General features: G+C 37.7%; 29 protein-coding genes, 1 pseudogene and 1 riboswitch. Of the genes and pseudogenes, 16 read left to right on the top strand and 14 right to left on the bottom strand.

Annotated features, from left to right (window positions below):
- The first annotated feature begins 128 nt into the window (after positions 1-128).
- From ACO1DI_RS20565 to ACO1DI_RS20555, 3 genes are all read left to right on the top strand, one after another.
- Positions 129-836, top strand: coding sequence for a DnaD domain-containing protein (locus ACO1DI_RS20565; RefSeq protein ID WP_115653375.1), 708 nt, complete (start codon positions 129-131; stop codon positions 834-836).
- Between the two features lie 140 nt (positions 837-976).
- Complete coding sequence (nth, locus tag ACO1DI_RS20560; RefSeq protein WP_014460966.1) at positions 977-1,648, top strand: endonuclease III; 672 nt, start codon at positions 977-979, stop codon at positions 1,646-1,648.
- Positions 1,635-2,135, top strand: a complete 501-nt coding sequence (locus ACO1DI_RS20555) for a YpoC family protein (protein WP_115653376.1) — start codon at positions 1,635-1,637, stop codon at positions 2,133-2,135. Before nth ends, ACO1DI_RS20555 begins: the two co-directional genes overlap by 14 nt.
- Positions 2,136-2,170: 35 nt before the next feature.
- Here the strand turns inward: ACO1DI_RS20555 and ACO1DI_RS20550 are convergent, their stop codons facing one another.
- Both ACO1DI_RS20550 and recU read right to left on the bottom strand, forming a co-directional pair.
- Complete coding sequence (locus tag ACO1DI_RS20550; RefSeq protein ID WP_140450323.1) at positions 2,171-4,993, bottom strand: transglycosylase domain-containing protein; 2,823 nt, start codon at positions 4,991-4,993, stop codon at positions 2,171-2,173.
- Between the two features lie 63 nt (positions 4,994-5,056).
- Positions 5,057-5,656: a Holliday junction resolvase RecU gene (gene recU, locus ACO1DI_RS20545; RefSeq protein WP_014460963.1), complete on the bottom strand. Its 600-nt coding sequence runs from the start codon at positions 5,654-5,656 to the stop codon at positions 5,057-5,059.
- A gap of 73 nt (positions 5,657-5,729) precedes the next feature.
- Between recU and ACO1DI_RS20540 the strand changes: the two genes are divergently transcribed.
- On the top strand, positions 5,730-6,725 hold the full coding sequence (locus ACO1DI_RS20540) for a DUF2515 family protein (protein ID WP_209368603.1): 996 nt from the start codon (positions 5,730-5,732) through the stop codon (positions 6,723-6,725).
- 11 nt (positions 6,726-6,736) lie between these two features.
- On the opposite strand, the gene ACO1DI_RS20535 is transcribed toward ACO1DI_RS20540, so the two are convergent.
- Complete coding sequence (locus tag ACO1DI_RS20535; RefSeq protein WP_016763465.1) at positions 6,737-6,838, bottom strand: hypothetical protein; 102 nt, start codon at positions 6,836-6,838, stop codon at positions 6,737-6,739.
- Positions 6,839-7,065: 227 nt separating this feature from the next.
- Here ACO1DI_RS20535 and ACO1DI_RS20530 point away from each other — a divergent pair, with 227 nt between their 5' ends.
- The 3 genes and pseudogenes from ACO1DI_RS20530 to ACO1DI_RS20520 all read left to right on the top strand — a co-directional run bounded on the left by ACO1DI_RS20530 (position 7,066) and on the right by ACO1DI_RS20520 (position 8,142).
- Positions 7,066-7,320 carry a hypothetical protein gene (locus ACO1DI_RS20530; protein ID WP_014460961.1) on the top strand — a complete coding sequence of 85 codons (255 nt, stop codon included), beginning with the start codon at positions 7,066-7,068 and terminating at the stop codon, positions 7,318-7,320.
- A gap of 45 nt (positions 7,321-7,365) precedes the next feature.
- Positions 7,366-7,716: a YppE family protein gene (locus ACO1DI_RS20525; RefSeq protein WP_013056113.1), complete on the top strand. Its 351-nt coding sequence runs from the start codon at positions 7,366-7,368 to the stop codon at positions 7,714-7,716.
- 168 nt (positions 7,717-7,884) lie between these two features.
- Positions 7,885-8,142, top strand: a pseudogene (locus tag ACO1DI_RS20520) (hypothetical protein).
- On the opposite strand, the gene ACO1DI_RS20515 reads toward ACO1DI_RS20520, so the two are convergent.
- Together ACO1DI_RS20515 and ACO1DI_RS20510 are read right to left on the bottom strand one after the other, a co-directional pair.
- Complete coding sequence (locus tag ACO1DI_RS20515) at positions 8,114-8,284, bottom strand: hypothetical protein (RefSeq protein ID WP_013056114.1); 171 nt, start codon at positions 8,282-8,284, stop codon at positions 8,114-8,116. The pseudogene ACO1DI_RS20520 and the gene ACO1DI_RS20515 sit on opposite strands and share 29 nt — an antisense overlap.
- A 125-nt stretch (positions 8,285-8,409) precedes the next feature.
- Positions 8,410-8,604 (bottom strand): YppF family protein, encoded by a 195-nt coding sequence (locus ACO1DI_RS20510; RefSeq protein ID WP_013056115.1) that lies wholly within the window; start codon positions 8,602-8,604, stop codon positions 8,410-8,412.
- Positions 8,605-8,834: 230 nt separating this feature from the next.
- On the opposite strand from ACO1DI_RS20510, the gene ACO1DI_RS20505 reads away from it, so the two are divergent.
- The gene (locus ACO1DI_RS20505) at positions 8,835-9,248 is read left to right on the top strand and encodes a YppG family protein (protein WP_028414073.1); all 414 of its coding nucleotides are present in this window, start codon (positions 8,835-8,837) and stop codon (positions 9,246-9,248) included.
- A gap of 28 nt (positions 9,249-9,276) precedes the next feature.
- Here ACO1DI_RS20505 and ACO1DI_RS20500 read toward each other — a convergent pair whose 3' ends face one another.
- Together ACO1DI_RS20500 and ACO1DI_RS20495 are read right to left on the bottom strand one after the other, a co-directional pair.
- Positions 9,277-9,426, bottom strand: coding sequence for a hypothetical protein (locus ACO1DI_RS20500; protein ID WP_014460958.1), 150 nt, complete (start codon positions 9,424-9,426; stop codon positions 9,277-9,279).
- 146 nt (positions 9,427-9,572) lie between these two features.
- Positions 9,573-9,986, bottom strand: coding sequence for a CotG/ExsB N-terminal domain-containing protein (locus ACO1DI_RS20495; RefSeq protein WP_243557190.1), 414 nt, complete (start codon positions 9,984-9,986; stop codon positions 9,573-9,575).
- A 168-nt stretch (positions 9,987-10,154) separates the two neighbouring features.
- On the opposite strand from ACO1DI_RS20495, the gene ACO1DI_RS20490 reads away from it, so the two are divergent.
- The 6 genes from ACO1DI_RS20490 (at position 10,155) to ACO1DI_RS20465 (ending at position 15,991) form a co-directional block, all read left to right on the top strand.
- Positions 10,155-11,243, top strand: a complete 1,089-nt coding sequence (locus tag ACO1DI_RS20490) for a CotH kinase family protein (protein WP_243557539.1) — start codon at positions 10,155-10,157, stop codon at positions 11,241-11,243.
- A gap of 229 nt (positions 11,244-11,472) precedes the next feature.
- Entirely contained in the window at positions 11,473-12,180 is a 708-nt protein-coding gene (locus ACO1DI_RS20485) for a hypothetical protein (protein WP_423145599.1), read from the top strand.
- Between the two features lie 136 nt (positions 12,181-12,316).
- On the top strand, positions 12,317-12,622 hold the full coding sequence (locus ACO1DI_RS20480; RefSeq protein ID WP_423145584.1) for a hypothetical protein: 306 nt from the start codon (positions 12,317-12,319) through the stop codon (positions 12,620-12,622).
- Positions 12,623-12,663: 41 nt separating this feature from the next.
- Positions 12,664-13,326: a DUF2642 domain-containing protein gene (locus tag ACO1DI_RS20475; RefSeq protein WP_243557186.1), complete on the top strand. Its 663-nt coding sequence runs from the start codon at positions 12,664-12,666 to the stop codon at positions 13,324-13,326.
- Between the two features lie 166 nt (positions 13,327-13,492).
- A riboswitch (SAM riboswitch) is annotated at positions 13,493-13,610 on the top strand.
- Positions 13,611-13,680: 70 nt separating this feature from the next.
- Positions 13,681-14,826 carry a trans-sulfuration enzyme family protein gene (locus ACO1DI_RS20470; RefSeq protein ID WP_014460953.1) on the top strand — a complete coding sequence of 382 codons (1,146 nt, stop codon included), beginning with the start codon at positions 13,681-13,683 and terminating at the stop codon, positions 14,824-14,826.
- Positions 14,810-15,991, top strand: a complete 1,182-nt coding sequence (locus ACO1DI_RS20465; protein ID WP_014460952.1) for a trans-sulfuration enzyme family protein — start codon at positions 14,810-14,812, stop codon at positions 15,989-15,991. The genes ACO1DI_RS20470 and ACO1DI_RS20465 overlap by 17 nt, the downstream gene beginning before the upstream one ends.
- A gap of 35 nt (positions 15,992-16,026) precedes the next feature.
- On the opposite strand, the gene ACO1DI_RS20460 is transcribed toward ACO1DI_RS20465, so the two are convergent.
- The 4 genes from ACO1DI_RS20460 to ACO1DI_RS20445 form a co-directional block, all read right to left on the bottom strand.
- Positions 16,027-16,293, bottom strand: a complete 267-nt coding sequence (locus ACO1DI_RS20460) for a hypothetical protein (protein WP_243557183.1) — start codon at positions 16,291-16,293, stop codon at positions 16,027-16,029.
- Between the two features lie 62 nt (positions 16,294-16,355).
- The gene (locus ACO1DI_RS20455) at positions 16,356-17,015 is read right to left on the bottom strand and encodes an SIMPL domain-containing protein (RefSeq protein ID WP_014460950.1); all 660 of its coding nucleotides are present in this window, start codon (positions 17,013-17,015) and stop codon (positions 16,356-16,358) included.
- A 183-nt stretch (positions 17,016-17,198) separates the two neighbouring features.
- Positions 17,199-18,677 carry a sodium/proline symporter PutP gene (putP, locus tag ACO1DI_RS20450; RefSeq protein WP_042992235.1) on the bottom strand — a complete coding sequence of 493 codons (1,479 nt, stop codon included), beginning with the start codon at positions 18,675-18,677 and terminating at the stop codon, positions 17,199-17,201.
- Positions 18,678-18,969: 292 nt separating this feature from the next.
- Complete coding sequence (locus tag ACO1DI_RS20445) at positions 18,970-19,515, bottom strand: YhcN/YlaJ family sporulation lipoprotein (protein WP_014460948.1); 546 nt, start codon at positions 19,513-19,515, stop codon at positions 18,970-18,972.
- Positions 19,516-19,626: 111 nt separating this feature from the next.
- Here ACO1DI_RS20445 and ACO1DI_RS20440 point away from each other — a divergent pair, with 111 nt between their 5' ends.
- Together ACO1DI_RS20440 and ACO1DI_RS20435 are read left to right on the top strand one after the other, a co-directional pair.
- Complete coding sequence (locus ACO1DI_RS20440) at positions 19,627-19,794, top strand: hypothetical protein (protein ID WP_243557181.1); 168 nt, start codon at positions 19,627-19,629, stop codon at positions 19,792-19,794.
- A gap of 291 nt (positions 19,795-20,085) precedes the next feature.
- On the top strand, positions 20,086-20,289 hold the full coding sequence (locus ACO1DI_RS20435) for a cold-shock protein (RefSeq protein WP_013056130.1): 204 nt from the start codon (positions 20,086-20,088) through the stop codon (positions 20,287-20,289).
- A 387-nt stretch (positions 20,290-20,676) separates the two neighbouring features.
- Here ACO1DI_RS20435 and ACO1DI_RS20430 read toward each other — a convergent pair whose 3' ends face one another.
- The 3 genes from ACO1DI_RS20430 to ACO1DI_RS20420 form a co-directional block, all read right to left on the bottom strand.
- The gene (locus ACO1DI_RS20430) at positions 20,677-21,051 is read right to left on the bottom strand and encodes a DUF6509 family protein (RefSeq protein WP_423145583.1); all 375 of its coding nucleotides are present in this window, start codon (positions 21,049-21,051) and stop codon (positions 20,677-20,679) included.
- Positions 21,052-21,148: 97 nt separating this feature from the next.
- Positions 21,149-22,624 carry a diguanylate cyclase domain-containing protein gene (locus ACO1DI_RS20425; protein WP_423145582.1) on the bottom strand — a complete coding sequence of 492 codons (1,476 nt, stop codon included), beginning with the start codon at positions 22,622-22,624 and terminating at the stop codon, positions 21,149-21,151.
- A 185-nt stretch (positions 22,625-22,809) separates the two neighbouring features.
- Positions 22,810-23,061 carry a hypothetical protein gene (locus ACO1DI_RS20420; RefSeq protein ID WP_013056134.1) on the bottom strand — a complete coding sequence of 84 codons (252 nt, stop codon included), beginning with the start codon at positions 23,059-23,061 and terminating at the stop codon, positions 22,810-22,812.
- Positions 23,062-23,136 lie beyond the last annotated feature (75 nt).

The following is a 23,136-nucleotide window of genomic DNA, read 5'->3' as shown; positions in this document are numbered from 1 at the left end:
ATATTTTATATGTGCAGAGCAATGGTACGGTTTCAGCGGAAAGTTTTACATAGAAGCTTTTTTAGCTTCGAATAATTATTACTTTGACTATAAACTTCATGATATACTAACTACTGAGGTGTTCGGATATGAAAAAAGAAACGTTAATTGAATGGTTTGAACAAGGCACAGTTTCAATTCCGAAGCTGCTGTTTAATCACTATAGCGATTTGGGAATGAACGAAACGGAATTCATGACGTTAATGCATATTTATGTTTCCATTGAAGGCGGTGAAGGTTTCCCGACACCTAACGAATTGGCGGCAAAAATGAGTATTTCAAGTGCTGTCTGTATGGATACGCTGCGAGCATTAATTCAGCGCGGCTTTTTATCTATTGAGCAAGATCAACAGCAAAACGCCCTTATTTGTGAACGTTATTCATTAAAACCGCTTTGGGAAAAGCTTATTCATCATATGATGCAAGAAACAAGAGAAGTAGAAAAAAGCGAAGAAGAACAAGAAGAGCTTAATTTATATACAATGTTTGAAAAAGAGTTCGGCAGAGCATTGTCTCCGTTTGAATGCGAAACGCTAGCGATGTGGATTGATCAAGATCATCATGATCCCATTATTATTAAAGCGGCACTAAGAGAGTCGGTGATGTCTGGAAAATTAAACTTCCGGTATATTGATCGTATTTTATTTGAATGGAAGAAAAATGGTATTCGGACCATTGATCAAGCCCGCAAGCACAGCCAAAAATTTCGTCAAAATCAACAGCCCAAAAAACTATCTTCTGTTAACCCTTCTCAGTCTACATCAGCCATTCCTTTTTTTAACTGGCTAGAGCAATGACAGAATAAAAAGCTGCTTCAAGATTCAAGTAATTGAATCTTAAAGCAGCTTTTTTAAAAGAATATGGACAAAAGTAGCATTTAACAGGAACCCTATTGTAAAATAGGAGGGAACTACCTGTAAGAAGAAGGAGAACTAGTATGTTAACGTTAAAACAAATCAGACAGTGCCTAGATGCTATGGCGGAAATGTTTCCTGACGCTCACTGTGAGTTAAATCATCGGAATCCCTTTGATTTAGTCATTGCTGTAGCGCTATCTGCTCAGTGCACAGATGCTTTAGTCAACCGCGTAACAGCGGATTTATTCAAGAAATATCAAACGCCTGAAGACTATTTAGCCGTTTCGTTAGAAGAGCTGCAGCAAGATATTAGATCAATCGGCTTATATAGAAATAAAGCTAAAAATATTCAAAAGCTCTGCCGTATGCTCATTGATGAATACGGAGGAGAAGTTCCAAGAGATCGTGATGAGCTGACCAATCTTCCAGGAGTAGGGCGTAAGACGGCTAATGTTGTTGTATCCGTAGCTTTTGGAGTACCGTCAATAGCAGTAGATACGCATGTAGAACGTGTAAGTAAACGCCTTGGGATTTGCAGGTGGAAAGATTCCGTTTTGGAAGTGGAAAAAACGCTGATGAGAAAAATTCCGAAAGATGAATGGTCTGTTACGCATCATCGACTTATCTTTTTTGGACGCTATCACTGTAAAGCACAGTCTCCTCAATGTCATGTCTGCCCGCTTCTTGATCTGTGCCGAGAAGGAAAGAAACGAATGAAAGGAAAAGAGAAGAAGACAGATGTTATCGATTGAAGTGCCGTCACATTTCATATGCGAACCATTCTATTCAAAAGAAGATCGGGTTCTTGAAGTGGATGAAAAAAATGGAAGAAATTATTTTGCTTATGATATTTTATACGATGTACATAAAGAAACGAAAACACCTTGGAGGGATGTTCAAAAGAACATACGGCCATTTTTTGAAAAGTGGGAAACTCAAAGAGAAGAACTGTATACGCTTTTTTCTCAGCGAAAAGCAAAAGAAGCAGCGCCTTGTATGAAACAAGCTGCTGCTATGTATATTAGTTTACTGTTTTGGATTAATGGACAGCCCGTTCGGCGTTTAAATCGGCTGCAAGAAGACATAGCAGACTTAACCTATAAGCCTATTAACTGTGCTGAGAGGCTTCTGTTTTTGCTGCAGCGAGTTTCTTCTTATCAAGCGTATATTCAGCTGACAGAATTATTTAATGAGCTGCGTAAGCAGTATGCAAAAATGCTTATTCTTCACAAGAAATAAAGCCCCTACACGTGTAGGGGCTTTTTACTGCTACGTTAATTTTCAGTTGTTGGCTCTTGCTGTGGTGTAGCAGGTGTTGACGGCGTCGATGGTGTAGCAGGTGTTGATGGTGTTTGACTTCCTGAGTCATTTCCACCGTTGTCTGCTGGAGGAGTTGTTGTGCCTCCGTTATTATTGTTGTTGCCGTTATTACCATTGTTAGCATTACCGCTATCATTATTGTTATTATCGGTATTGCCGCTATTGTTGCCGCCGTTATTGTTACCATTATTGCTGTTTTGGTTATCATCCGGCTGAGTAGATGAATCGTCACCTTGATCAGAGCCGTTGTTTTGATCATTGTTGCTATTGTCTTCATTTTGATTATCGTCCGTTGTTCCGTCATCTTCAGGCTTAGTAGAATCATCTTCGGTAGCTTGATCTGATGAATCAGGGACTTTTACAGAAGAACTAGCGCTTTGGCCCGTATTTGTTGTTACGGTGAAACTATACGTTGCGCCTGGTGCTGGGCTGGAAATTGTTTTTCCACCGGCTCCTGCGCCAGATGCGAGTTGTTCAGAACCGCTAGGAGATGACATTGTGACTGTAAAGGTTGTATCACTGGCTGCATTTGACGCTGACCAGTTAACTGAAATTGCTCCTCCGCTATACGAAGCAGTAATTTTTGGCTTCACATCTTTTTTATTGTCTTTTTTGTCCTCTTTTTTATCTTCTTTCTTTTCTTCTTTTTCTTTTTCTTTCTTCACAAACGTTTGAGATACTTTTGTCGGTGCAGTACCGCGTACAAAGTATTCTTTCGTAATTAAGCTCGAAGGAGTAGAGCCGCTTGGGCGTTTTAAGTCTTTGCTCGTTGGTTTTTCCACGGAACGTTCAACTACGCTGTCCGGCTGCTTGAAACTTCCTTTAGGTTTGCCTTCAGAAATATGAGTAATAACATGCTTAAAGATATTTTTTGCCATGCCTGTTTCATTAGCACTTAAAATATAGCCGTCTTTAGCAGTTTCATAGCCTGTCCATACGGAAATCGTATAGTTTGGCGTAAACCCATTAAACCAAACGTCTTTTTCACCAGCGTCTGGAATATTGTATCGTTGCTTTTCTGCAGCACTAAAGTTCGAAGTTCCTGTTTTACCCGCAATTTCTAGTCCTGGTGTACGAACGGCACGAGCTGTACCATAAGATTCGTTTACAACAGATTTCATCATGTCCGTCATCATAAATGCCGTGTAATCTTGCATTGCGCGTTTTGATTTTGGCGTTAAATCAATTTCTGTTCCATCTGGGAATTTTACCTTCGTCACTGTATGAGGTGCATTGTACATACCTTCATTTGCAAAAGCACTATAGGCTCCAGCCATTTGTAGAGGTGTAACACCCGTACGGAAGCCTCCGATAGAATAAGATTCAGAATAAGCTTCGCCGTCTTCTTCGTCTAATTTTAGCCCAAGGCCCGTAGCAAACTCTTTTGCTTTGTCTGCCCCGGTTGCTTGAAACGCTTTTAAAGCAGGGATGTTCAGTGAGCGTCCTAAAGCTTCACGCGCTGAAACCCACCCTTTATAATTGCGTCCAAAATTTCGGATTGGCGTGCCGTTTGAATAATGATATTCTTCATCTTTTATCGGTTGTCCAGTGGACCACTTTAAGTTCTCAATCGCTGGGCCGTAATCTAAGATCGGCTTAATTGTTGAGCCGGGCTGGCGTCTCATATTTGTTGCAAAGTTTAAGCCGCCTGACACACGATTACGTCCGCCTCCAATTGCTTGAATACCGCCTGTTTCGTTGTCTACAACGACAAGACCTGCTTGGAATTTATCGTTCGGGAAGTTGACTACTTTGTTATTCATCACATCATCCACATAGTCCTGAGCATTAGTGTCAAGCGTTGTATAAATTTCTAAGCCCGCAGAAAATGGATCCGCGTCTGTTTTCTTTTTTACTTCTTCGATTACTTGATCAATAAATACATCGTACTTAGATGTTGATTCAGTTTGTTTAGCTAAGTGAGCCTGTACATCTACTTGTTTTGCTTTATCGGCCTCGGCTTGTGTAATGAAGCCGTTTTTAGCCATTAAGTTTAATACTGTGTTACGGCGTTTAGTAGCATTCTCTGGGTTTGTAACTGGGTTATAAGTAGTTGGCGCTTTTGGTAAGCCTGCCAACATAGCAGCTTCATCAAGAGTTAAATCTTTTACGCTTTTAACTCCGTAAAATTTCTCAGCTGCTCGTTCAATACCGTATACTTCACCTGATGCGAAATATATTTTGTTTAAATACATTTCAAGAATTTGTTGCTTCGAATATTTGCGCTCAAGCTGGTAAGCTAACCACATTTCTTGTACTTTACGTTTAACCGTCTTCTTTGGTGATAAGAATGAATTCTTTACCACTTGCTGAGTAATCGTACTACCGCCCTCAGCACCGAAGCCGTTTTTAAAGTTCGCCATTAATGCTCCGCCAATACGGTAAAAGTCGACGCCGTGATGTTTATAAAAACGAACGTCTTCCGTAGCGATAAATGCGTTTTTGACGACTTGAGGGATTTCATCGTATTGCACATATGTACGTTTTTGAGCTCCAATTTCTTTTACAACTGTCTTTCCATCGTTTGCATATACTTTAGATGAAAAAGAGTTTTTTAATACCGAGTCATCAACTTTTGGAGCATCGCTTATCATAGCAAAAAAAGTTCCCACTCCGGCAATGAGCCCGATGATTCCTATTAGTAAAACTGCGGCGACAATTTTACGAAATAGGCCTCCTTTTTTCTTCTTTTTCGGTTTTCCTTGAGATTTACCTTCTGGTTTGTTGTCATTCATAGCTCTTCGTCGTTCTTCACGAGAGCGATAATTATCTGACATAAAAACTCCTACCTTTCAACGCATTGTAAGAGAATGATTTCCGTAAACATATATATCATACTCTTAAAAGTATAATTTATCTATAGTTTTTATGTAATCGATTCTCGGATGGTAACCAAGTTCGATGAAATGTCCTTTTTTTTCAATATCTGCCTTAGGGATTGATTTTCGTCCATCTTTTTTCATGGCATCCCAATAAGGAAAAAGGAACTGTGCTTCGAACAAGTATATTTCTTGTAAAGTAGAGAACATTAATATAACGAAACAAATCCCGTTTTGTTTCACAATTTGCTTCATATGTTCAATTTGATGTTCATGAAAATTACGCAGTGGAAATGAGGTTTTATTTCTCGTTTCTTTTGCTTCAAAGTCAAGGTGTTTTCCTTTATAGACTCCATTATAGTCTGTAGTAGAAGCCTGTTTAAAATAAGCTTCTTTGATAACAGCGGCACTTCTCTTCGGATAGTCTACTTTTACAATTTGAACAGGGGTTGGTTTTTTGTGAACAATGGCTATTCCTTTTGAAACATAGTATTCGTTTGTTTCGTTTAAATCGTCCTCCAGCGTCATACCACGATTGCTATAGCTAGCTTCTAGCTTTTTAGGGGAAGGACTGCTGGTATTCAATGGCTTATAGGCCTTTCCGTTAGGATAGCGAATCATAACCATCACTCCTTTAGTGTAAATCTATTAAACAAACAAATTCTATTATACCAAATCCTACAAATAAAAATAGATGAAAGAAGATGAAGAGATGTCACTCAATAGTTCGGAACAAGCGCTGTTGACGGCGATTAAAAAAACCACAGACAAGCTGAATATTGATAATATATCAAGAACCCAGGCTTATGCAACTTTTTATCATAGATATCCTGAAGTAAAGTGGGCATTTCTCGCAAGTATGGTATCACGCAATGCAGGGTGGAATATGTGTGATTTGCAAGGAGAACCAATGAAAAAAGCGTTATCAAAGCAAACGCGCGATTTATTATTTTTGACGTATGAAAGAGCAAATTGGCTTATTTTTAAAGATGCCTTCCCGCAATTACTATTGTATGCTGTTTCGCGTAAAAAAAATGTCTCTTACGTTCATTTACTTCCCTATTTAAACGTTTCATCTTTTATCGAAGAGAAGTGGAGACAATTTATGCAGAGGCCTTGTGAACTGCAGCTTATCCATGCGTTAATTGTGAATGAGCAGCATGTTATTCAAAAGCCCGTTATTGAACAGCCTTTTTATCAAGATAGAGTGTTTAAAAGTACGCTGTTTTTTTTTCAAGATATATTCCACTTTAGTTCCGTCCTTTTTCCTACTACAAAAGGGGAATTATACGGTTGTTCTGTTCATGATTTTACAAAAGTAAATAATCGGATTGATTTAGGAAAGAAATTAGCGGCTTTATTATTTCATGAAAAGTATTATCCCTTGTTTTATGAATTTTCTTTGAAAACAAAGCATACGGGTTCGAGATACGATTATGAGCAGTATTATGTGAATGAAACCAGTTGCCGTACACCTGCTCTTCGAATGGTATATCCGGCTATGAAACATCATGAAAAGAAGAGAGAAAAGTGGTTTTTAACGAAAAAAGAGGAACGAAAGCTCATGAAAAAGCCACCTTTTCCAAAGAAGGTTCATTTTACAAAGTGGTATCTCCAAAAGCAAAAGCAGCTGTATATATTAATGAAAGTAGCGCAAGTATTTAATGTAAATAAAAACGGTCACAAGTGACCGTTTTGTTTTTAAGTAGAAGGCTGGTTAGGACCGTTTAACTTTTTAGGATCACCGTAGGTTTTTGTTTCAGGCTTATTTTTAGGCTGTGATTTTTGCTGTTTGTTGGCCATATCTAGGCACCTCCTATCATGTTGTAATAAACGTTCAGCAGCGGCATGTATCTGCTTAGCTGAAATGTCTATACTAGTGTTTTCAATATGCTCACTTTCGATTCACCATAAATGAAAATGTCGAAAACATCTTTCTTTGACGAATAGAAACTAGTTTTGTCATGTGTGAAGGGACAATGAAGAAAAGAGAGAATACGTTATGCAAAGGAAAATTTGGAGGGATGGCGATGAAACAAAGTATGGTTAAAACAAGCGAAATGATGACTTTATTAGATAGCTTACTAGAGCAAGTAGATCTAGTGGATAAAACGATGTCTACATCTATAAATGAAGCATTTACACATTGTGAAGAAACATATATGGAACAAGTTCATCGCATTGACCAATCACTGCAAGAAATTGAAGTAGCTGTGTACGAAAGCATGCCTTCCGAAACAGAATGGAGTAGAACCCGAAGAGAAATGGTTCTTCATACAGTATAAAGATTGTTTATGTTACAATAGTCATCATAGAGGTGACGAGTAACGATGAATGAAGATGTGAAAAAAAGTACGGAGATCATGTTTCAATATAATGAAGTAGCTGTAGAACGATTAGCGTCTATTCAACAGGAAGAAAATTATGAAGTGAAATTTTTTGAAGAAGTAAAGCCTTATGGAGATATTTTCTTCAAAGAACTTGATGAATGGGCTAGTCTCGTAACGGAATGGCTGAAGAAAGAGCGACCAAAATATATTCATGTTAATCAAGTAGAGACGTTAAAAGAAAATTTACAAAACGTTGTACTACAGTCATTTTATCCCGAGACGCGAGAAAAGCGATTTAAAAAGATGTATCACTCAAATAAGTATGTGCTCGAGTCGATATTGAATAATTAATCCCGGCCTTCCGTTAAGATCTACAAGGTGGGGATTTTCTATGTATGAGATGGTAACAAAAGTATTTTACTCGAAGTGAAAAACGAACTATCGATCATTTTTTTTTGATTCGTAGTTCGTTTTTTTGATGATCAGCATAGCTTTCATCTGTTTCGTTCCTTCGAGTAGTTGATTGGAGGGCAAGGCGAAGACTCCTGCGGGAAAAGCGGAACAGATGAGACCCCGCAGGAGCGCAAGCGACGAGGAGGCTCAGCGGCCGCCCGCGGAAAGCGAAGCCTTGCACAGAGATCAACTGCGGTGTTATAAGCGGTTCAGCTCATGTATCCCATTTGTTCGTTTCTAGATTGGATTCATTTTGTTATGTTCCAGCCTCTTTTTATCATGATCAATCAAAAAGTTAATCAAAATCTTTTTGAGATTGGATAGAAACAGCTGGGTGATCTTGTGAAGCGACTGTATCGATATGATAATCAACTTTTTCGGTATGTTTAGAAGCAACGGCGTTATTTGTTTTAGTTACTGCACTTTGTCCCTGCTTTTTATGATCAAAATGTTTTCCACGACTCATGAGATAGACCTCCTTTATTGAATACTATGGTAAAGCTTTTATAGTATAAACAAGTCAAAAAAGAAGTATGTGTCCACTTTATAGGAAACAAAGAAACCACCGATTTCTCGGTGGTAGTAAAAAAATTAATCATCTTGTGCACTAAAATCGGGCTTAGTAGCTCCAATTTGTTCGAGTTCACGTACAGCGGCTTTGTAATTCATAGGAGTTAAAAAACCTTTTAAATACTGCTGCTGAGCAAAATCGAGTAATTCATTACTTGACTGCGGCTCATATTGTTTCACCGCAATAAAAGCTTCTTGAAGTTCGTTCACATACATGTAAATTCCCTCCTAATCCCCATTTGTGCCACTACGTATAGGTAGTATCACTTGTTCTTATCGTACCATATATTTAAATAATCTCGTTTTTTTGAAAAATTTAAACTTTCGACAGAAACCTACATATTTTTGAATGTGTTCTCCAAAAGTACAAGTAGACGAACGTCACCTCTTATTTCTGCATACATACTATATATTATGTAATATTAAAAAGGAGGTATTGATTTTGCATGTATACAAGTAAGCACTATCCGTATTATGAGCAACATCAACCAGAACGTTTTGATTTAAGTCAGGTACATCCATTTCCACAGTATCATCAGCAGCCATGGACGGAAGCTTATATGCCGCAACATCCGTACGCTCAGCAGCAAATGCCTTTTGGCCCTCAGCAAATTCCTTATATGAACGGAATGTACCAACAGCCTATGTACAATAATGCAGGTGCGCCTTTTAATCCATACCCTAAAGGTCAGCAGCAAAAGCCTCAGCCATCTCAATTTCAGTCATTAATGTCTCAGTTTAAATCGAGTGATGGCAATTACGATATGAACAAGATGATGAATACTGCTGGACAGATGATGGGTGCCATGAACCAATTAACATCCTTAGTAAAAGGATTTTCCGGGATTTTCAAAGTATAAGGACTAGAAGGTGTTTTCTAGTCCTTGCTTATTGTTTTTTCTTTTGATTTTTCAAATAGGTTTCTCCAAGAAGTGAAAATACTTCGTTGTAAGTTAATCCAGACTGAGCATTTAAACGTTTGACTTCTTCGACATCTGTTGTTGATGAAGTTGAAATTTGATGTTTGTTTTTTTTCATAAAACCTCTCCTTTTCTATGTAAAATGAATAACGCTCCATCTTAGTATATTTCCAAATGTTCCTCTTCTATAAGTGGAAAAAAACGCCCAAGACACCCATGGTTCTTCGGCGTTTTTTTTTCAATAAAGATGAGTGTTTAGGGAAATTAAGAACGGCGAGAACGACGAGTGCGGCGAGTAGAACGACGAGTGCGGCGAGTAGAACGACGAGTGCGGCGAGTAGAACGACGAGAACGGCGAGTAGAACGACGAGTGCGGCGAGTAGAACGACGAGAACGGCGAGTAGAACGGCGAGAACGGCGAGTAGAACGACGAGTGCGGCGAGTAGAACGGCGAGAACGGCGAGTAGAACGACGAGAGCGACGAGTAGAACGGCGAGTGCCGCGAGAAGAGCGACGAGTACCGCGAGTAGAACGGCGGCTACTGCGGCCAGTGCTACGAGAAGAGCGACGCTTTCTTGTTAGTGGACCAGCAGTTGGCTCTTGAAACATAAAAGATTTCAGTTCTGTACATTCTAGGGCTTCAGCAGCTTCTTTAATTTTTTCAGGTGTAATATGCAATACAAAAACCTCCTTGACAATTGGACTAGGTCTTGCATTAATAGAATACGCGCTAATGCTTGTCCTTGATATGAGTCAAAAGTGGAGTTTGCGCAAATAGTTGATGCTGCGGGGTATCATGGAGAATTTACCCTTCATATACTTTAATAATTGAAGAAAGGTGGTCGAATCATGAATCAAAAAGAAATCCCTCAATACGCTCTGTTTGTAAATGTAAAAGATTTAAAGGAAATGCAAAAAGATATTTGGTCAGAAGAAGCGGTTCAGGCAACGATGAAGTTTAACAAAAAACGCTACGATATTGATTTGCTGCTAAGAGGCTCCCACATTCGAAAGATGAAGAAAAAGTCATATTATATTGAATTTTATTCTCCAAAAATATTTCAGCGCGCCAAAGAAATACACCTAAACGCCGAATACAAAGATCCATCGCTTATGCGCAACAAATTGTCCCTCGATTTTTTCTCCTCTTTAGACGTTTTATCTCCTCACTCTCAGTTTGTCACTCTTAAAATTAATGGGAAAAATGAAGGAATATATCTTCAGCTCGAATCGGTAGATGAACTATTTTTGAAAAAAAGAAATTTAGCGGATGGATCCATATTTTATGCAGTGGACGGAGATGCTAATTTTTCTTTGATGAGCGATTTGGATAAAAGGCCGAAAACAACTTTGTTATCTGGATATGAAAATAAAGCAGTGAGAGAAGGGGATGAGGAAAAATTAGAAAAGTTTATATTTAATCTTAATACGTGGACAAATACAGAATTCGAACAGAATATTGAGAAGTACTTGAACGTCGACCGCTACTTATCTTGGTTAGTCGGTATTATTTGTATGCAGAATTACGACGGTTTTGTCCATAACTATGCCTTCTATCTAAATCATGAAAGCGGGCGCTTTGAACTGATTCCATGGGATTATGATGCAACTTGGGGAAGAGATGTAAATGGAAAAGTAATGGAAGGAGACTATGTCCGCGCACAAGGATTTAATACGCTTACAGCTCGCTTACTGGCGGTGAACAGCATTAAAAAGCGATATATTCAAAAAATGAACAATGTTCTAAATAATCAATTTACAATAGAATACATGAAACCAATCATTTATCAACTGCATGAGTATATTGCTCCTTATGTATTAAAAGATCCTTACGTAAAAGATAACTTGGAGCAATTTTATAAAGAACCCGAATTTATGCTGTCTTTTATAAAAGAACGAACAGCGTATATTAAAAATAACCTTTTGACTCTTTAAAAAGAGATAGATTTATAGGTAATTTATAGGCAACAGTGGATTTTGTTAATAATAGGCAAATGCAGGAAATCAATAGCTGTACATGATACGTATATATACAGTATGAATGACCAATAAGGATAACTAATAAGGAGGAAAAACAATGAGTAACTATTACTACGGCCAAGAACAAGGGCAAAATCAAAATCCGAGCCAAAAATCAAGCCAAAAACGCAGTCGAAATATACAAATGCCTGATAAAGGCTATTCTTCTCACTTCAAACCCCTAAAAGGAAGAGTGGTGACCGTTTATCGTGGAGGACCTGAATCTAAAACGGGTTATTTGGTTGACGTGCAATCAGATTATTTAATCTTAGCAGTAGAAAGCAACAATAACAATAATGGTGAAAATAACAACCAAAACAACCAAAACAACCAAAACAACCAAAACAACCAAAATAATAATCAACAAGAATATACACTTGTATATTATCACTTAGCGCATGTAAAAAGTATTACTGAAGATACTATGTCAAATTCGGCACAAACGTTTACAGGAATTAGTGCAGACTTAGAATTATATCGAGGAAAAACTTTTGCTGGAACTTTATCATTAATGAAAACTAAATATGTGCAGGTTAATCAAGGTGGACCTGAGAAAAAAGCAGGTCAGCTTCTTGATGTCTTAGGTTCATTTGAATCTGCTTATATAGTATTACTCACAGAGGATGACGGTATCATCTATATTAACACTGACCACGTTAAGAGTGTAAGTGAATATCAAAACAACAATGGAGATCAAACTACTCAATCTGTAAATGAACTCTCCGTGAGTCAAGAACCAGAATATATGAAATCCAAGAGTTTCAACGATCTGTTTGCACACCTTTCTCATAAATGGGTATCAATCAATAATGGAGGACCTGAAGCGGTAGAGGGCGTGTTAGTACAAAGTTGAAACGGCACATTTACACTTGTTCAGAACAATCAAGTATTACGCTTACAGCCAAGACACGTTAAAACCATTTGTGTAGGAGCAAAAGGAGCTTTTAAGCAAAACGACAACAATCAAAATAACGAGCAAACAGAAGAAAATGGAGAAACTGAAGCTGCAGAATCTACAGAAGAACGTACAGGAGGCCGTACGGGAGGCCGTACAGGAGGCCGTACAGGAGACCGTACAGGAAGACGTACAGGAGGTCGCACAGGAGACCGCACAGGAGACCGCACAGGAGACCGTACAGGAAGACGTACAGGACGTCGTACAGGAGGTCGCACAGACGATCGCTCTCGAGGACGCCGTACGGGTTCACGCTCTTCAGCACCGGCCGAGAAAGTTATTAAAACGAAAAATTATCGTTGGAAAGCATGATGAAATGGAACATAAAAGGTGCTTATAAAGCACCTTTTCTATCATATAAGAAAAAGGAGGAGAATCAGAATGAGTATGAATAATTATATCAATAAAATTGTAGAGTTAGATATTTCAGGTAAAACGACATTTGTTGGCAGACTTATTGATCTTGGATTAGATATTATGGTTTTGTATAATGGACATGATTATTTGTATATTCCTCTTTTACACATGCATCGTTTGCGGGAAGTATCGGAAGAAGACTATACGGTTTTACGTGAAATAGAAGAGAACTTAATAGAAGAAAGTCAGCGGATTTCTTATCGTAATATTTTACAGCAGGCAAAAGGGAAGTTTATTGAAATTTATGTAACAGGAGGGAAATCATTGCACGGCTATATCACAAGCGTGCTGAATGATTATCTTGTGTTTTATTCTCCAGTGTATAAAAATGTCTTTGTTTCTCTGCATCATTTGAAATGGCTTACCCCTTACAGTAATGAGTTAACCCCTTATTCTTTAAGTGACAAAGAGCTCCCAGTAAGGCCTGCCTCTGCACCTTTTGTCAGAAATTTTGAAGAGCAGCTTAAAAAATATGAAAATCAACTGGTCGTATTAGATTTAGGGGATCAATCAGAAAAGATTGGCGTACTTAAAGAAGTTTCTAATAATATTGTTGAACTGATTACGGCAAATGGAGAAAGTATGTATTGGAAGTTAGCTCACGTAAAATCTGTGCACTTGCCTTAGAAAAAGAGACCTCGCTGTCGTCTCTTTTTTTATGTCCTTATCAGGACAAGTATATTGAATAAACAAATAAGATGATTTAAATTTTTTAGAAAATTATGTTGACAATAAAGAAAATCTTTATTAAAGTTAGTAACAACAAACGTTAACCACCAACAATTATATAGAACTCTTATCAAGAGTGGCGGAGGGACTGGCCCTGCGATGCCCGGCAACCATCAAATGAAACATTCATTTGAACGGTGCTAATTCCTGTGGAACATCAGTATTGTTCTAACAGATGAGAGAAATCGTGTATAAACGAACACTCTTTCATCTGTGAAGAGTGTTTTTATTTTGAGTTAAGGAGAGAAATAGATGAAAATTGAAACTTTATTAGTTCGTTCAGGAGTAGGTCGTGACCCTTCAACAGGTTCTATTACAACACCCATTTACCAAGCATCAACATTTGCTCATCCTGCTTTAGGGCAAAGTACAGGATTTGACTATGCACGTACGGCAAACCCTACTCGTACAGCATTGGAAGAAGCAATTGCTGCTTTAGAAAAAGGAGAGGTAGGAGTAGCATTCGCTTCAGGAATGGCGGGTGTAATGTCAGTTTTAGCACTATTTAAAAACGGAGATCATTTAATTGTATCAGAGGATTTATATGGAGGAACGTACCGAGTACTAAATGAAATCTTTTCAGAGCAAGGAATTACTGTTTCGTACGTCAACACAGCCCATCTCGAGCAAGTAAAAGATGCGCTTCGTCCCAACACGAAAGCTTTATTTATTGAAACACCTACAAATCCAATGATGCACGTGACTGATTTGCCAGAAGCAATTGCGTTAGCTAAACAGCATGATTTGCTTACTATCGTTGACAATACCTTCATGTCCCCTTACTATCAGCGTCCTTTAGAGCTTGGAGCAGATATTGTGATACATAGTGCAAGTAAATACATTGGGGGCCATAATGATGTAGTTGCTGGTCTTGTAGTGGCTCGATGTAGTAGCTTAGGAGAGAAAATTCGTTTTTATCAAAATGCAGCTGGGGCAATCTTAGGTCCACAGGATAGCTGGTTGTTATTACGCGGTGTTAAGACGCTAGCGCTTCGGATGGAAAAGCATAACGAAAACGCACTGAAAATTGCAAATTGGCTTACTGCTCACGATCTCGTGGAAAAAGTGTATTACCCTGGTCTTGAAACACATCCAGGCTATGAAATCATGAAGAAACAAGCAACTGGATTTGGAGGCATGATTTCTTTTGCTGTCTCACACCCTGACATCGTGTCAGTACTTTTAGAAAATGTCAAAGTTATTACATTTGCAGAAAGCTTAGGAGGCGTGGAAAGTTTAATGACATTCCCAGCTCGTCAAACACACGCTGATATTCCGGAAGAAATTAGAAATCGTGTCGGAGTAACAAACTGTTTACTGCGATTATCAGTTGGAATTGAGCACGCAGATGATTTAATTAAAGATTTGAAGGAGGCATTTGATGCATACCAACAATAATAAACATAGATTTGGTACGAACTTAATTCATGCAAATACAGGAATTGACGGTCATTTTGGAGCGGTTAACGTACCTATTTATCAGGTATCTACATTTAACCAAGAAGATGAGACGAACAACGGCCGTTATGACTATTCTCGTTCAGGAAATCCAACTCGTGAGGCTTTAGAAAATACCATTGCTCAGCTAGAAAATGGGTACGCTGGTTTTGCTTTTTCATCAGGTATGGCTGCTATCTCATCGGTGTTATCTATTTTTGAATCAGGGGATGAAATTTTAGTTTCACACGATACGTACGGCGGAACATATCGTGTATTAACACGATTATTTTCAAAGTTTGGTATCAAAACAACTTTTGTTGATACAACGAAGGTTGAGAAAGTAGAAGAAGCTATTACAAAAGATACGAAGGCTATTTATATCGAAAGCCCTTCAAATCCATTTTTACAGGTAACCGATATTAAAGCAGTAGCAAGTTTGGCGAAGGAGCGCAATCTTCTTACAATTGTGGATAACACGTTTTTAACACCTTATCTACAGCAGCCGATTGACCTTGGTGTAAATATTGTGATTCATAGTGCTACAAAATATATCAGCGGCCACAGTGACGTCATTGGCGGTTTAGTTGTAGTAAGCGATGAAAAGCTAGCAGAAGAAGTCAAGTTTGTACAAAATGCTTTTGGTGCTATCTTGGGGCCACAGGATTGTTTTTTACTGCTTCGAGGAATTAAGACATTAAAAGTTCGTTTAGATCAGCAGTTAAAAACAGCACTGCAGTTTGCCAAGTGGCTTGAAGAACAATCACTAGTGAGCCGTGTATACTACCCGGGCTTAAAAAGTCATCCAGACCACAAACTGATTTCAGAACAAGCAAATGGATACGGAGCTATGATTTCCTTCCAAGTACAGGATGAAAAAGTAGCACGACATATTTTGCAAGGAGTCAAATTGGCTTCAATTGGCGTAAGTCTAGGTGCAGTTGAATCCATTCTAACGCATCCTGCAACAATGTCTCATGCAAGTATCCCAAAAGAAGTACGGGAAGAAAAAGGAATTACTGATTCACTTCTTCGCCTTTCAGTAGGGTTAGAGGAATTCGAGGATTTGAAGCAAGACTTTAACGCTGTTTTTCAAAGCTTAGAAGAAAAAGCGTTAATTAAATAAAAAAAGGACTTCCATCAAGGAAGTCCTTTTTCTTGTTATATACAGCTATCTAAAAGGTTTGTGTATAGGGACGCAAGCGCAACTTTTTCATCAGAGGAAAGACTGCTGTTTAGAATTCTTTTTATGCCAAGATGATATTTCACATACGGTGTTTGCCGGACGCGCGGATGAGTCATTTCATCTCTTAAATCTTTCAGAATGGCTTCGCGAAGCTGATCTTCACTTGTCATGGATTGTTTAGAAGCGAACGAACGGTTCAACCATAGGGTTTGATAAGCTGCTAGTAAATGTTCAGAAGTCATTGTGCAAAGAGCTCCTTTAGATTAGTTTCTTCATTATAATAATCTATAGTTTACCATAAGTATTAATACGTGTACGTAACTTTTACAGAAGCAGATACAGTCAAGGACTGAGCTTGAATAGGGGGAGAGGCTGCTAATAACTTAGGCGAGGATCCAGATGACTGATAGACGGGGCCTTCTTCGATTAAAATGGGAGTTTGGTTAATAGGGAGCTGCAGCGTGTTGGCAATGGTAAAGGCCTTTTCTTTAGCGTTAAGCAAAGCTTTACTTATCGCTTCTTGTTCATATTTATCATCATTTGTAACGTGGAATTGAAGATCTTGCGCTACGTTGGCTCCGCTTGAAAACGTAGCGTTATAAACATCGCCAGCTTGTTTTACATCCTGTACTCTTACTCTAAACAAATGCTGTACTTCGTATCCTGTAAGAGTCGATTTTCCATCGCTGTAATCATATTTAGGATTTATGGTGAATGAAGCTGTTTCAATTTGTTGGTCATTGATTCCAAGTTTTTTTATCTCTTGCAGCAGAGTATTTGAAACAGCTGAATTTTCTTTTAAGGCTTCTTGAACGTCTCGGTTTTCAGTGCGCGTTCCAATCGTCATGGAAATTTCATTTGGAATGGCTGAAGCACTTCCTTCACCAATTACTTTAATTTCTCTATTTTGTGTATCTACGCGCATTTGTTGTGTAGGTTCATAAGGGAAATAAGAATGTTGCATACAAAAACCTCCTTTATTAATCTTTAATATATATATGATAAGGAAGAGAGATTAAAAACAAAAAGAGATTGAGATATAACTAAATCAATTCAATCTACGTTCACTATCACAACCAAAAGCTCCGAACGATGAATCGTCCGGAGCTTCCTTCAATTGAAATATGTTTGTCCATCCTCTTTTTGTTTACTTCGATTCTTTTATTAAAATTTCTTTCATTTCAACAAATTGCTGTTGAACATCGCTTGATGGTTTCTTTGTTAGGAAACTTACAATAATGACAGCTAATAAACTTAAAAAGAACCCTGGAATCATTTCGTAAAGAGTATCCTTCAACGGAGTATTTACCCAAATTAATACCGTGACAGCACCTACAATCATTCCTGCAAGTGCTCCCCATCGAGTCATACGCTTCCAGTATAGACTTAGTAAAATAGCAGGACCAAATGCAGAACCAAATCCAGCCCAAGCATATCCGACAAGTCCTAAAATCGTATCACTAGGTTTTAAAGAAAGTAAAATACCAATAATTGCAACACCTAAAACGGCAGCTCTTCCGACTGTTACAAGCTCTTTGTCAGAGGCTTTGCGTCGGAAAAATGTTTTATAAAAATCTTCTGTAACAGAGCTTGCCGTTACAAGCAGCTGAGAAGAAATCGTACTCATAATTGCCGCTAGTAGAGCTGCATATAAAAATCCAGTAATTAACGGGTTAAAAAGTATATCTGCAAATTTAATAAAAATAGTTTCAGGATCTGCTAGTTTCATACCCGTTTTTTCTACATATGCAATTCCAACAAGTCCTGTCAGCATAGCACCAATAATAGAAATAATCATCCAGCTCATTCCAATACGACGTGCGGGTTTTAACTCTTTAACAGAAGAGATAGCCATAAAGCGAACGATAATATGAGGCTGTCCGAAATAGCCAAGTCCCCAGGCCAAGAAAGATATAATACCTAAAACGGTTGTACCTTTAAAAATGTCCAGGTATGCTGGATTAATGTTCTGTACAATATCCATTGTTGTGTTAACGCCTCCAACATTGGTGAAAGCTACAATGGGTACTAAAACTAAGGCAAGAAACATAATAACACCTTGAACAAAATCTGTTAAACTAACAGCTAAAAATCCACCGAAAAGAGTGTAGGCAATAACAACAGATGCTGTTACAAATAAGCCAATTTGATAATTCACACCAAATGCCGATTCGAACAATCGTCCGCCTGATACCATACCAGCTGAAGTGTAAAGAGTGAAGAAAATAAAGATAACAATCGCTGATACTGTTCGAAGAATCTTGGCGTGGTCGCCAAAACGATTTTCAAAAAAGTCTGGAATTGTAATAGAGTCGTTCGCTACTTCCGTATAAGTGCGAAGACGCGGAGCGAGGATTAAATAATTTAAATAAGCACCAATAGATAAACCTACTGCAAGCCATAAACTTGAAAGGCCTGTCACATACATGGATCCTGGAAGCCCCATTAACATCCATCCACTCATATCTGAAGCGCCAGCTGAAAGCGCAGTAACGGCCGGACCTAGTCCGCGTCCGCCTAGCATGTAACCCGATACGTCTTGAGTTGTTTTTGTGTAGGCATACCATCCTATTCCAAGCATTCCTACAAAATAAATGCCCAGTGAAATATAAACACCAATATCCACCAAATCTCCCCTTTATGCATTTTTTATGCATGAAACGAGCACTGCTCGCCATGCAAACATCTTATGGTTTCTAAAACTAACAAACTTTTCCCTTACTATCAACCCACAAAACCGTAAATTACCTAAGTCTAAAATCCCCTAAACCTTTATATTACAGAAATGAAAACGTTTTCAAAATAAAGTAAAATAAAAATATTCAGAAATTTATAAGAGCAATTTTTATGCAATATTTTATGCAAAAAATAAAATAAAAAGAGCATTTCGTAAAATGCTCTTTTGTCATTCATGTATATTAGCGTGAATTCGGGAATACGCGGCGAACCACTTCTGAAAACTCGTCAAACAGTCCAGAGACTGGTTTGCCGGTTTGAAGCTTGTCTACATATCCGTTCATACGGTTTACAAAGTCAGGGTTTGTTGATACAAACACTCGATGAACACTGCCGTCAGCTTTTCTCACTTCATGTGCAATCTTATGCTCCATATCTTTTGTGAGATTACCTTCTTTGTTATCGTCTAATACAGCTGCTACGTAAGCTGTATGATCGGTTACGATTACGTTAGCATCTTTTACGTTTTTTAACGCTACGATACGATCAGCTGCCACATCGGCTACTCTCATTCCGCCGGACTGATTGTACTGTTCTTTTTCATTACGCTGTACGTCTTGCGTATCGTTTACATCATTCATTTTCGTTTTATTGTTTCCATTTTCATATGTGACGTTGCGGACTGTATTATCGTCAATGACGCCATCTTTACCTTGATCTGCTGTGCTGCAGCCGAATAAAGAAAGGGTCGTCATGCAGCCTACAACAAACAAAAACGATTTCTTCATGATAGTATCACTCCTTATAAGTTTTAACCTTTCTTATAATTTGTTAAAAACGTGTGAAGCATACATGAAAAATATAAAAAAGCCTATACTATCGAAAAAGGAGGAATATGTATGAGTGGAATCCAACAAAGCATATTTGTGCTTCATACAAAAGAAGAAAACCATGAAGAAACAACAACGTTTGCGTTAACTTCAGAAGAAGCTAAGCTGTTATTTGAGACCCTGCAAAATAAGCGAAAAGAAATTGTCGACGTCCATATTGATAACATGTTGACGTAAGGAAGATAATATTTTGCAAAACGGCTGAGCCGTATGCTAAGACTAAGAATGGCCCAATATTTGCATTCTACATATAGGTATAGTATAATGTAAACGCAACCAAATTTAATAAATGTAATGAATACTACGTTTGACCATACACTCGAATTAGATTTAGTGAAAATTCACTTGTTATAAAGGAGATCTACTTCGCGTAGGTCTCTTTTATAATATGTGAATTTTTTATTTACGGTATAAATGTAAATATAGAGTAACATATTAAAATTTTTACATTTTTGGAGGTTTTTTTACATGGCTACTACAGGTACAGTAAAATGGTTTAACAGTGAAAAGGGCTTCGGTTTTATCGAAGTACCAGGCGAAAATGACGTATTCGTTCATTTTTCAGCTATCCAATCTGAAGGCTTCAAAACATTAGAAGAAGGCCAAAAAGTTGAATTTGAAATCGTTGAAGGCCAACGTGGACCTCAAGCGGAGAATGTTGTAAAATTATAATTCAACGCTACATATGAAAGCTGCCAACAGGCAGCTTTTTTTTGTGCAAATTCGTTTTATTTGTATGATTAAGAAAATAGATTAAAGTAGGGGAGAAGGAAAGGTATGAATTCATTTCATTGCTGTGCCACATGTCAACATTTTCAAAGCATTAAATTGGATAAGGGAATGAAGTATCAATGCAAAAGACTAGGCTATGACACCCGTCCTTCTTATCAGTTTACATGCTGGGAACCAAAAGAAGTAGTTAAAAAACTAATGGAAAAACGAAGTAGATGAAAGCTATGTTTACCATGACAGAAAAAAACAAGAACTGTTAATCAGTGATTTTGATTAATCGTTCTTGTTTAACTTTAACTAGAATACTTTTGTCCAAGCCTCTTTTAATTATTCCTCGTTATTTGTATCTTCCTCTGAAGGTAAATGTTTCCCACAAAACTCTTTGACAGCTGCTGCTTCTTCTTCTTCAAGGTCGAAGTCTAATACTTTATTTGTTGAAACTTCGTAGAAATGAGTTTGGGCAATAGAAGTGTTATCTTCGCCTTTAATATATACTACGCGTAGTGCAAGGTCGCTGCCGGTATATAGTTCATCCTCTTCTTCTACCTCAATGTATAAATGAAATTCATAGCGTTCACCTAGAAGGAGACCAAATGGATCCTGCAATTGTTCAGCTGTATATTCTTTAATTGTAAACATATGTACGTCCTTTCCGTATATCAGTAAAATACTTGCATCATCTATTATAGTTTTTCTTTGCAAAGAAAGAAAGTGCACGCGTAATTCATGCACGGATTTATTCCTTGATCATTCTATTTAGCGAATCTACTTGATGCGATGGCGCAAGGACTTCGATGATTTACTTAAAGGCGGAAGAAACGCGCGTATGTTTTTGCTTATACATAGCAGCATCTGCTTTTTGAATTAATGTATCTAGGTTGGTGTCGTCTGAAGGCGCACATATAATAAACCCGTAACTCGCAGACAGTGTATATGGCTTATTAAATTCTTTCTTTTTATCTTCTAGCTGTTCATTAATATTTTGCCACAGCTCGTGTACGTATTCTTCCGTTTGTTCAGGAGCAATTAATAAAAACTCGTCACCTCCGTAGCGAAAGAGCGTATCATTCTTGCTAATATAGCCACCAATTGATTCTGCTATTGTTTTAATAAGCCAGTCGCCTTCTCTATGACCGTATTGATCATTTACTAGTTTTAAAGAATTAATATCGATAAAACATAATAGAAAAGATGTATGATTGGTTTTAGCTCTCAGCAGTTCCAGCTGCAGTTTTTCCATTCCGCTTCTTCGATTTAAAATTCCGGTTAGCATATCAGTTGAAGCGTGCAAGCTCAATTCATGCTCAACCGCTTTTAAATCGGTTATATCGGTAATACCGGCGAGTATGCAGCTTTCGCTTTGATACTCTAGTAATTCATAATTGATCATAACCCACTTAGAATCTCCATGTTCACGTGCTTCTAGGATGTAGTTTTTTACATATTTCTCTTGTTGAAGACGTTTTAAAATCTCCTTTCGATCTTCATCGGTAGGGTAGATTATAAATCCATCTATTTGGTCAAGATCTTGAGAAGCAAGATTGTAAAAATGAACAGCTTTATTGTTAATGAGCAGCACTTTGTGGTCGGATAATCTCGTTAATAGTAAAGGATAGGGATTAATTTTGAACAGCGTAAAAAAATTACGTTCGCTTTCTTTTAGCTGTAAATGATTCATATATTCTTTGTGACGGTATGTATAAAGAATGTATGAAATAAGTAAAGCGATAGCAACTGCTGCCGTTGTATTGATCTGCTTTGAAATAAGAGAAAAAGAATCCGGTACATATCGTGACAAGCCGTATAATAAAAAAAGATGGTTAGGAATAAAAATAATGCACAGCTGTTTTAATTTCATAGGACATAAAACAGCTGTGGAAATCAAAAGCATCATATATACGTCTACGCGACCTGTGAAAAGCTGACTGTTAATAGTAGAAAGTGCTGCAGCAAATACGTAATAAAATATATAGCCATATACAATGGTGCTTAAGTAGTTAGCAAACCGCTCTTTTCTCTTACTAACATAATAGAAAAATAAATAAAGAGAAGAGAGAGTAAAACTAGTGAAATGAATACCAATTAGTGTATGTCTAAACTGAGATGTCCCCGCATGTTGAAGTAAAGAAAATCCTATATAAATATAAATAGGGTAGGAAACTACAAGAGCAAGTGAAACTAGCTTGACTCTCTGTTGAAGCATTTCTGCATTCGTTTTATCGAACATTTTACCTTCATTAACTTCTCTTCCTGAAGGAAAACGAAATTTCTTCAAAAAGGAGAAAGGTAAAAGCGAAAGAAGAAATGACATGACCATCATCTCCATATCTTTTTTAGGTATTTTAGCATGTTTGTATAAGAAAAGACATGAATTTTTTAGATGAAAATGTCTGCTTTTCCATCGAGAAAAAGCATTAAGAGTTATATGATTAAAGGTGAGGCCAAAGAGCCTCACCTTTTTTATTGAAGTTTATTCGATTCAGCATGCCGTACAAACATGGTTTCATCTTCTACTAATCCGCAAGCTCCGCACTGAATGCGTTTTTGCGGTCCATTATAAGCAGCGTGAAAGGCATCGAGCGTATCGTTTGTGTATTCTTCTACAACGTCTCCGCTTCTTGGATCCATTTTTACAGGTTTAGCATTTTGTTCAATGATATTAAAGCGCGTTCGGTTTGTTTTGCAGCTAGGGCAAAGATAAGGGCTTCCCATTTTTAACATCTCCTTGAAAAATTTACTGTATTAATACCATGTCCGAATCCACCAAAAACATACAAAAACTTATGG

Origin of the sequence: Priestia sp. 40 (genome assembly GCF_049368575.1) — a bacterium.
GTDB classification, from domain to species: Bacteria; Bacillota; Bacilli; order Bacillales; family Bacillaceae_H; genus Priestia; species Priestia zanthoxyli.
Note: the sequence above shows the minus strand (reverse complement) of the source record. Positions and strands in the feature narration are given on the sequence as shown.

Coding starts and splice junctions, on each gene's coding strand:
- ACO1DI_RS20565 (WP_115653375.1), top strand. CDS start 129: ATGAAAAAAGAAACGTTAATTGAATGGTTTGAACAAGGCACAGTTTCA.
- nth (WP_014460966.1), top strand. CDS start 977: ATGTTAACGTTAAAACAAATCAGACAGTGCCTAGATGCTATGGCGGAA.
- ACO1DI_RS20555 (WP_115653376.1), top strand. CDS start 1,635: ATGTTATCGATTGAAGTGCCGTCACATTTCATATGCGAACCATTCTAT.
- ACO1DI_RS20550 (WP_140450323.1), bottom strand. CDS start 4,993: ATGTCAGATAATTATCGCTCTCGTGAAGAACGACGAAGAGCTATGAAT.
- recU (WP_014460963.1), bottom strand. CDS start 5,656: ATGATTCGCTATCCTAACGGAAAGGCCTATAAGCCATTGAATACCAGC.
- ACO1DI_RS20540 (WP_209368603.1), top strand. CDS start 5,730: ATGAAAGAAGATGAAGAGATGTCACTCAATAGTTCGGAACAAGCGCTG.
- ACO1DI_RS20535 (WP_016763465.1), bottom strand. CDS start 6,838: ATGGCCAACAAACAGCAAAAATCACAGCCTAAAAATAAGCCTGAAACA.
- ACO1DI_RS20530 (WP_014460961.1), top strand. CDS start 7,066: ATGAAACAAAGTATGGTTAAAACAAGCGAAATGATGACTTTATTAGAT.
- ACO1DI_RS20525 (WP_013056113.1), top strand. CDS start 7,366: ATGAATGAAGATGTGAAAAAAAGTACGGAGATCATGTTTCAATATAAT.
- ACO1DI_RS20515 (WP_013056114.1), bottom strand. CDS start 8,284: ATGAGTCGTGGAAAACATTTTGATCATAAAAAGCAGGGACAAAGTGCA.
- ACO1DI_RS20510 (WP_013056115.1), bottom strand. CDS start 8,604: ATGTATGTGAACGAACTTCAAGAAGCTTTTATTGCGGTGAAACAATAT.
- ACO1DI_RS20505 (WP_028414073.1), top strand. CDS start 8,835: ATGTATACAAGTAAGCACTATCCGTATTATGAGCAACATCAACCAGAA.
- ACO1DI_RS20500 (WP_014460958.1), bottom strand. CDS start 9,426: ATGAAAAAAAACAAACATCAAATTTCAACTTCATCAACAACAGATGTC.
- ACO1DI_RS20485 (WP_423145599.1), top strand. CDS start 11,473: ATGCCTGATAAAGGCTATTCTTCTCACTTCAAACCCCTAAAAGGAAGA.
- ACO1DI_RS20480 (WP_423145584.1), top strand. CDS start 12,317: ATGGAGAAACTGAAGCTGCAGAATCTACAGAAGAACGTACAGGAGGCC.
- ACO1DI_RS20475 (WP_243557186.1), top strand. CDS start 12,664: ATGAGTATGAATAATTATATCAATAAAATTGTAGAGTTAGATATTTCA.
- ACO1DI_RS20470 (WP_014460953.1), top strand. CDS start 13,681: ATGAAAATTGAAACTTTATTAGTTCGTTCAGGAGTAGGTCGTGACCCT.
- ACO1DI_RS20465 (WP_014460952.1), top strand. CDS start 14,810: ATGCATACCAACAATAATAAACATAGATTTGGTACGAACTTAATTCAT.
- ACO1DI_RS20460 (WP_243557183.1), bottom strand. CDS start 16,293: ATGACTTCTGAACATTTACTAGCAGCTTATCAAACCCTATGGTTGAAC.
- ACO1DI_RS20455 (WP_014460950.1), bottom strand. CDS start 17,015: ATGCAACATTCTTATTTCCCTTATGAACCTACACAACAAATGCGCGTA.
- ACO1DI_RS20445 (WP_014460948.1), bottom strand. CDS start 19,515: ATGAAGAAATCGTTTTTGTTTGTTGTAGGCTGCATGACGACCCTTTCT.
- ACO1DI_RS20440 (WP_243557181.1), top strand. CDS start 19,627: ATGAGTGGAATCCAACAAAGCATATTTGTGCTTCATACAAAAGAAGAA.
- ACO1DI_RS20435 (WP_013056130.1), top strand. CDS start 20,086: ATGGCTACTACAGGTACAGTAAAATGGTTTAACAGTGAAAAGGGCTTC.
- ACO1DI_RS20420 (WP_013056134.1), bottom strand. CDS start 23,061: ATGGGAAGCCCTTATCTTTGCCCTAGCTGCAAAACAAACCGAACGCGC.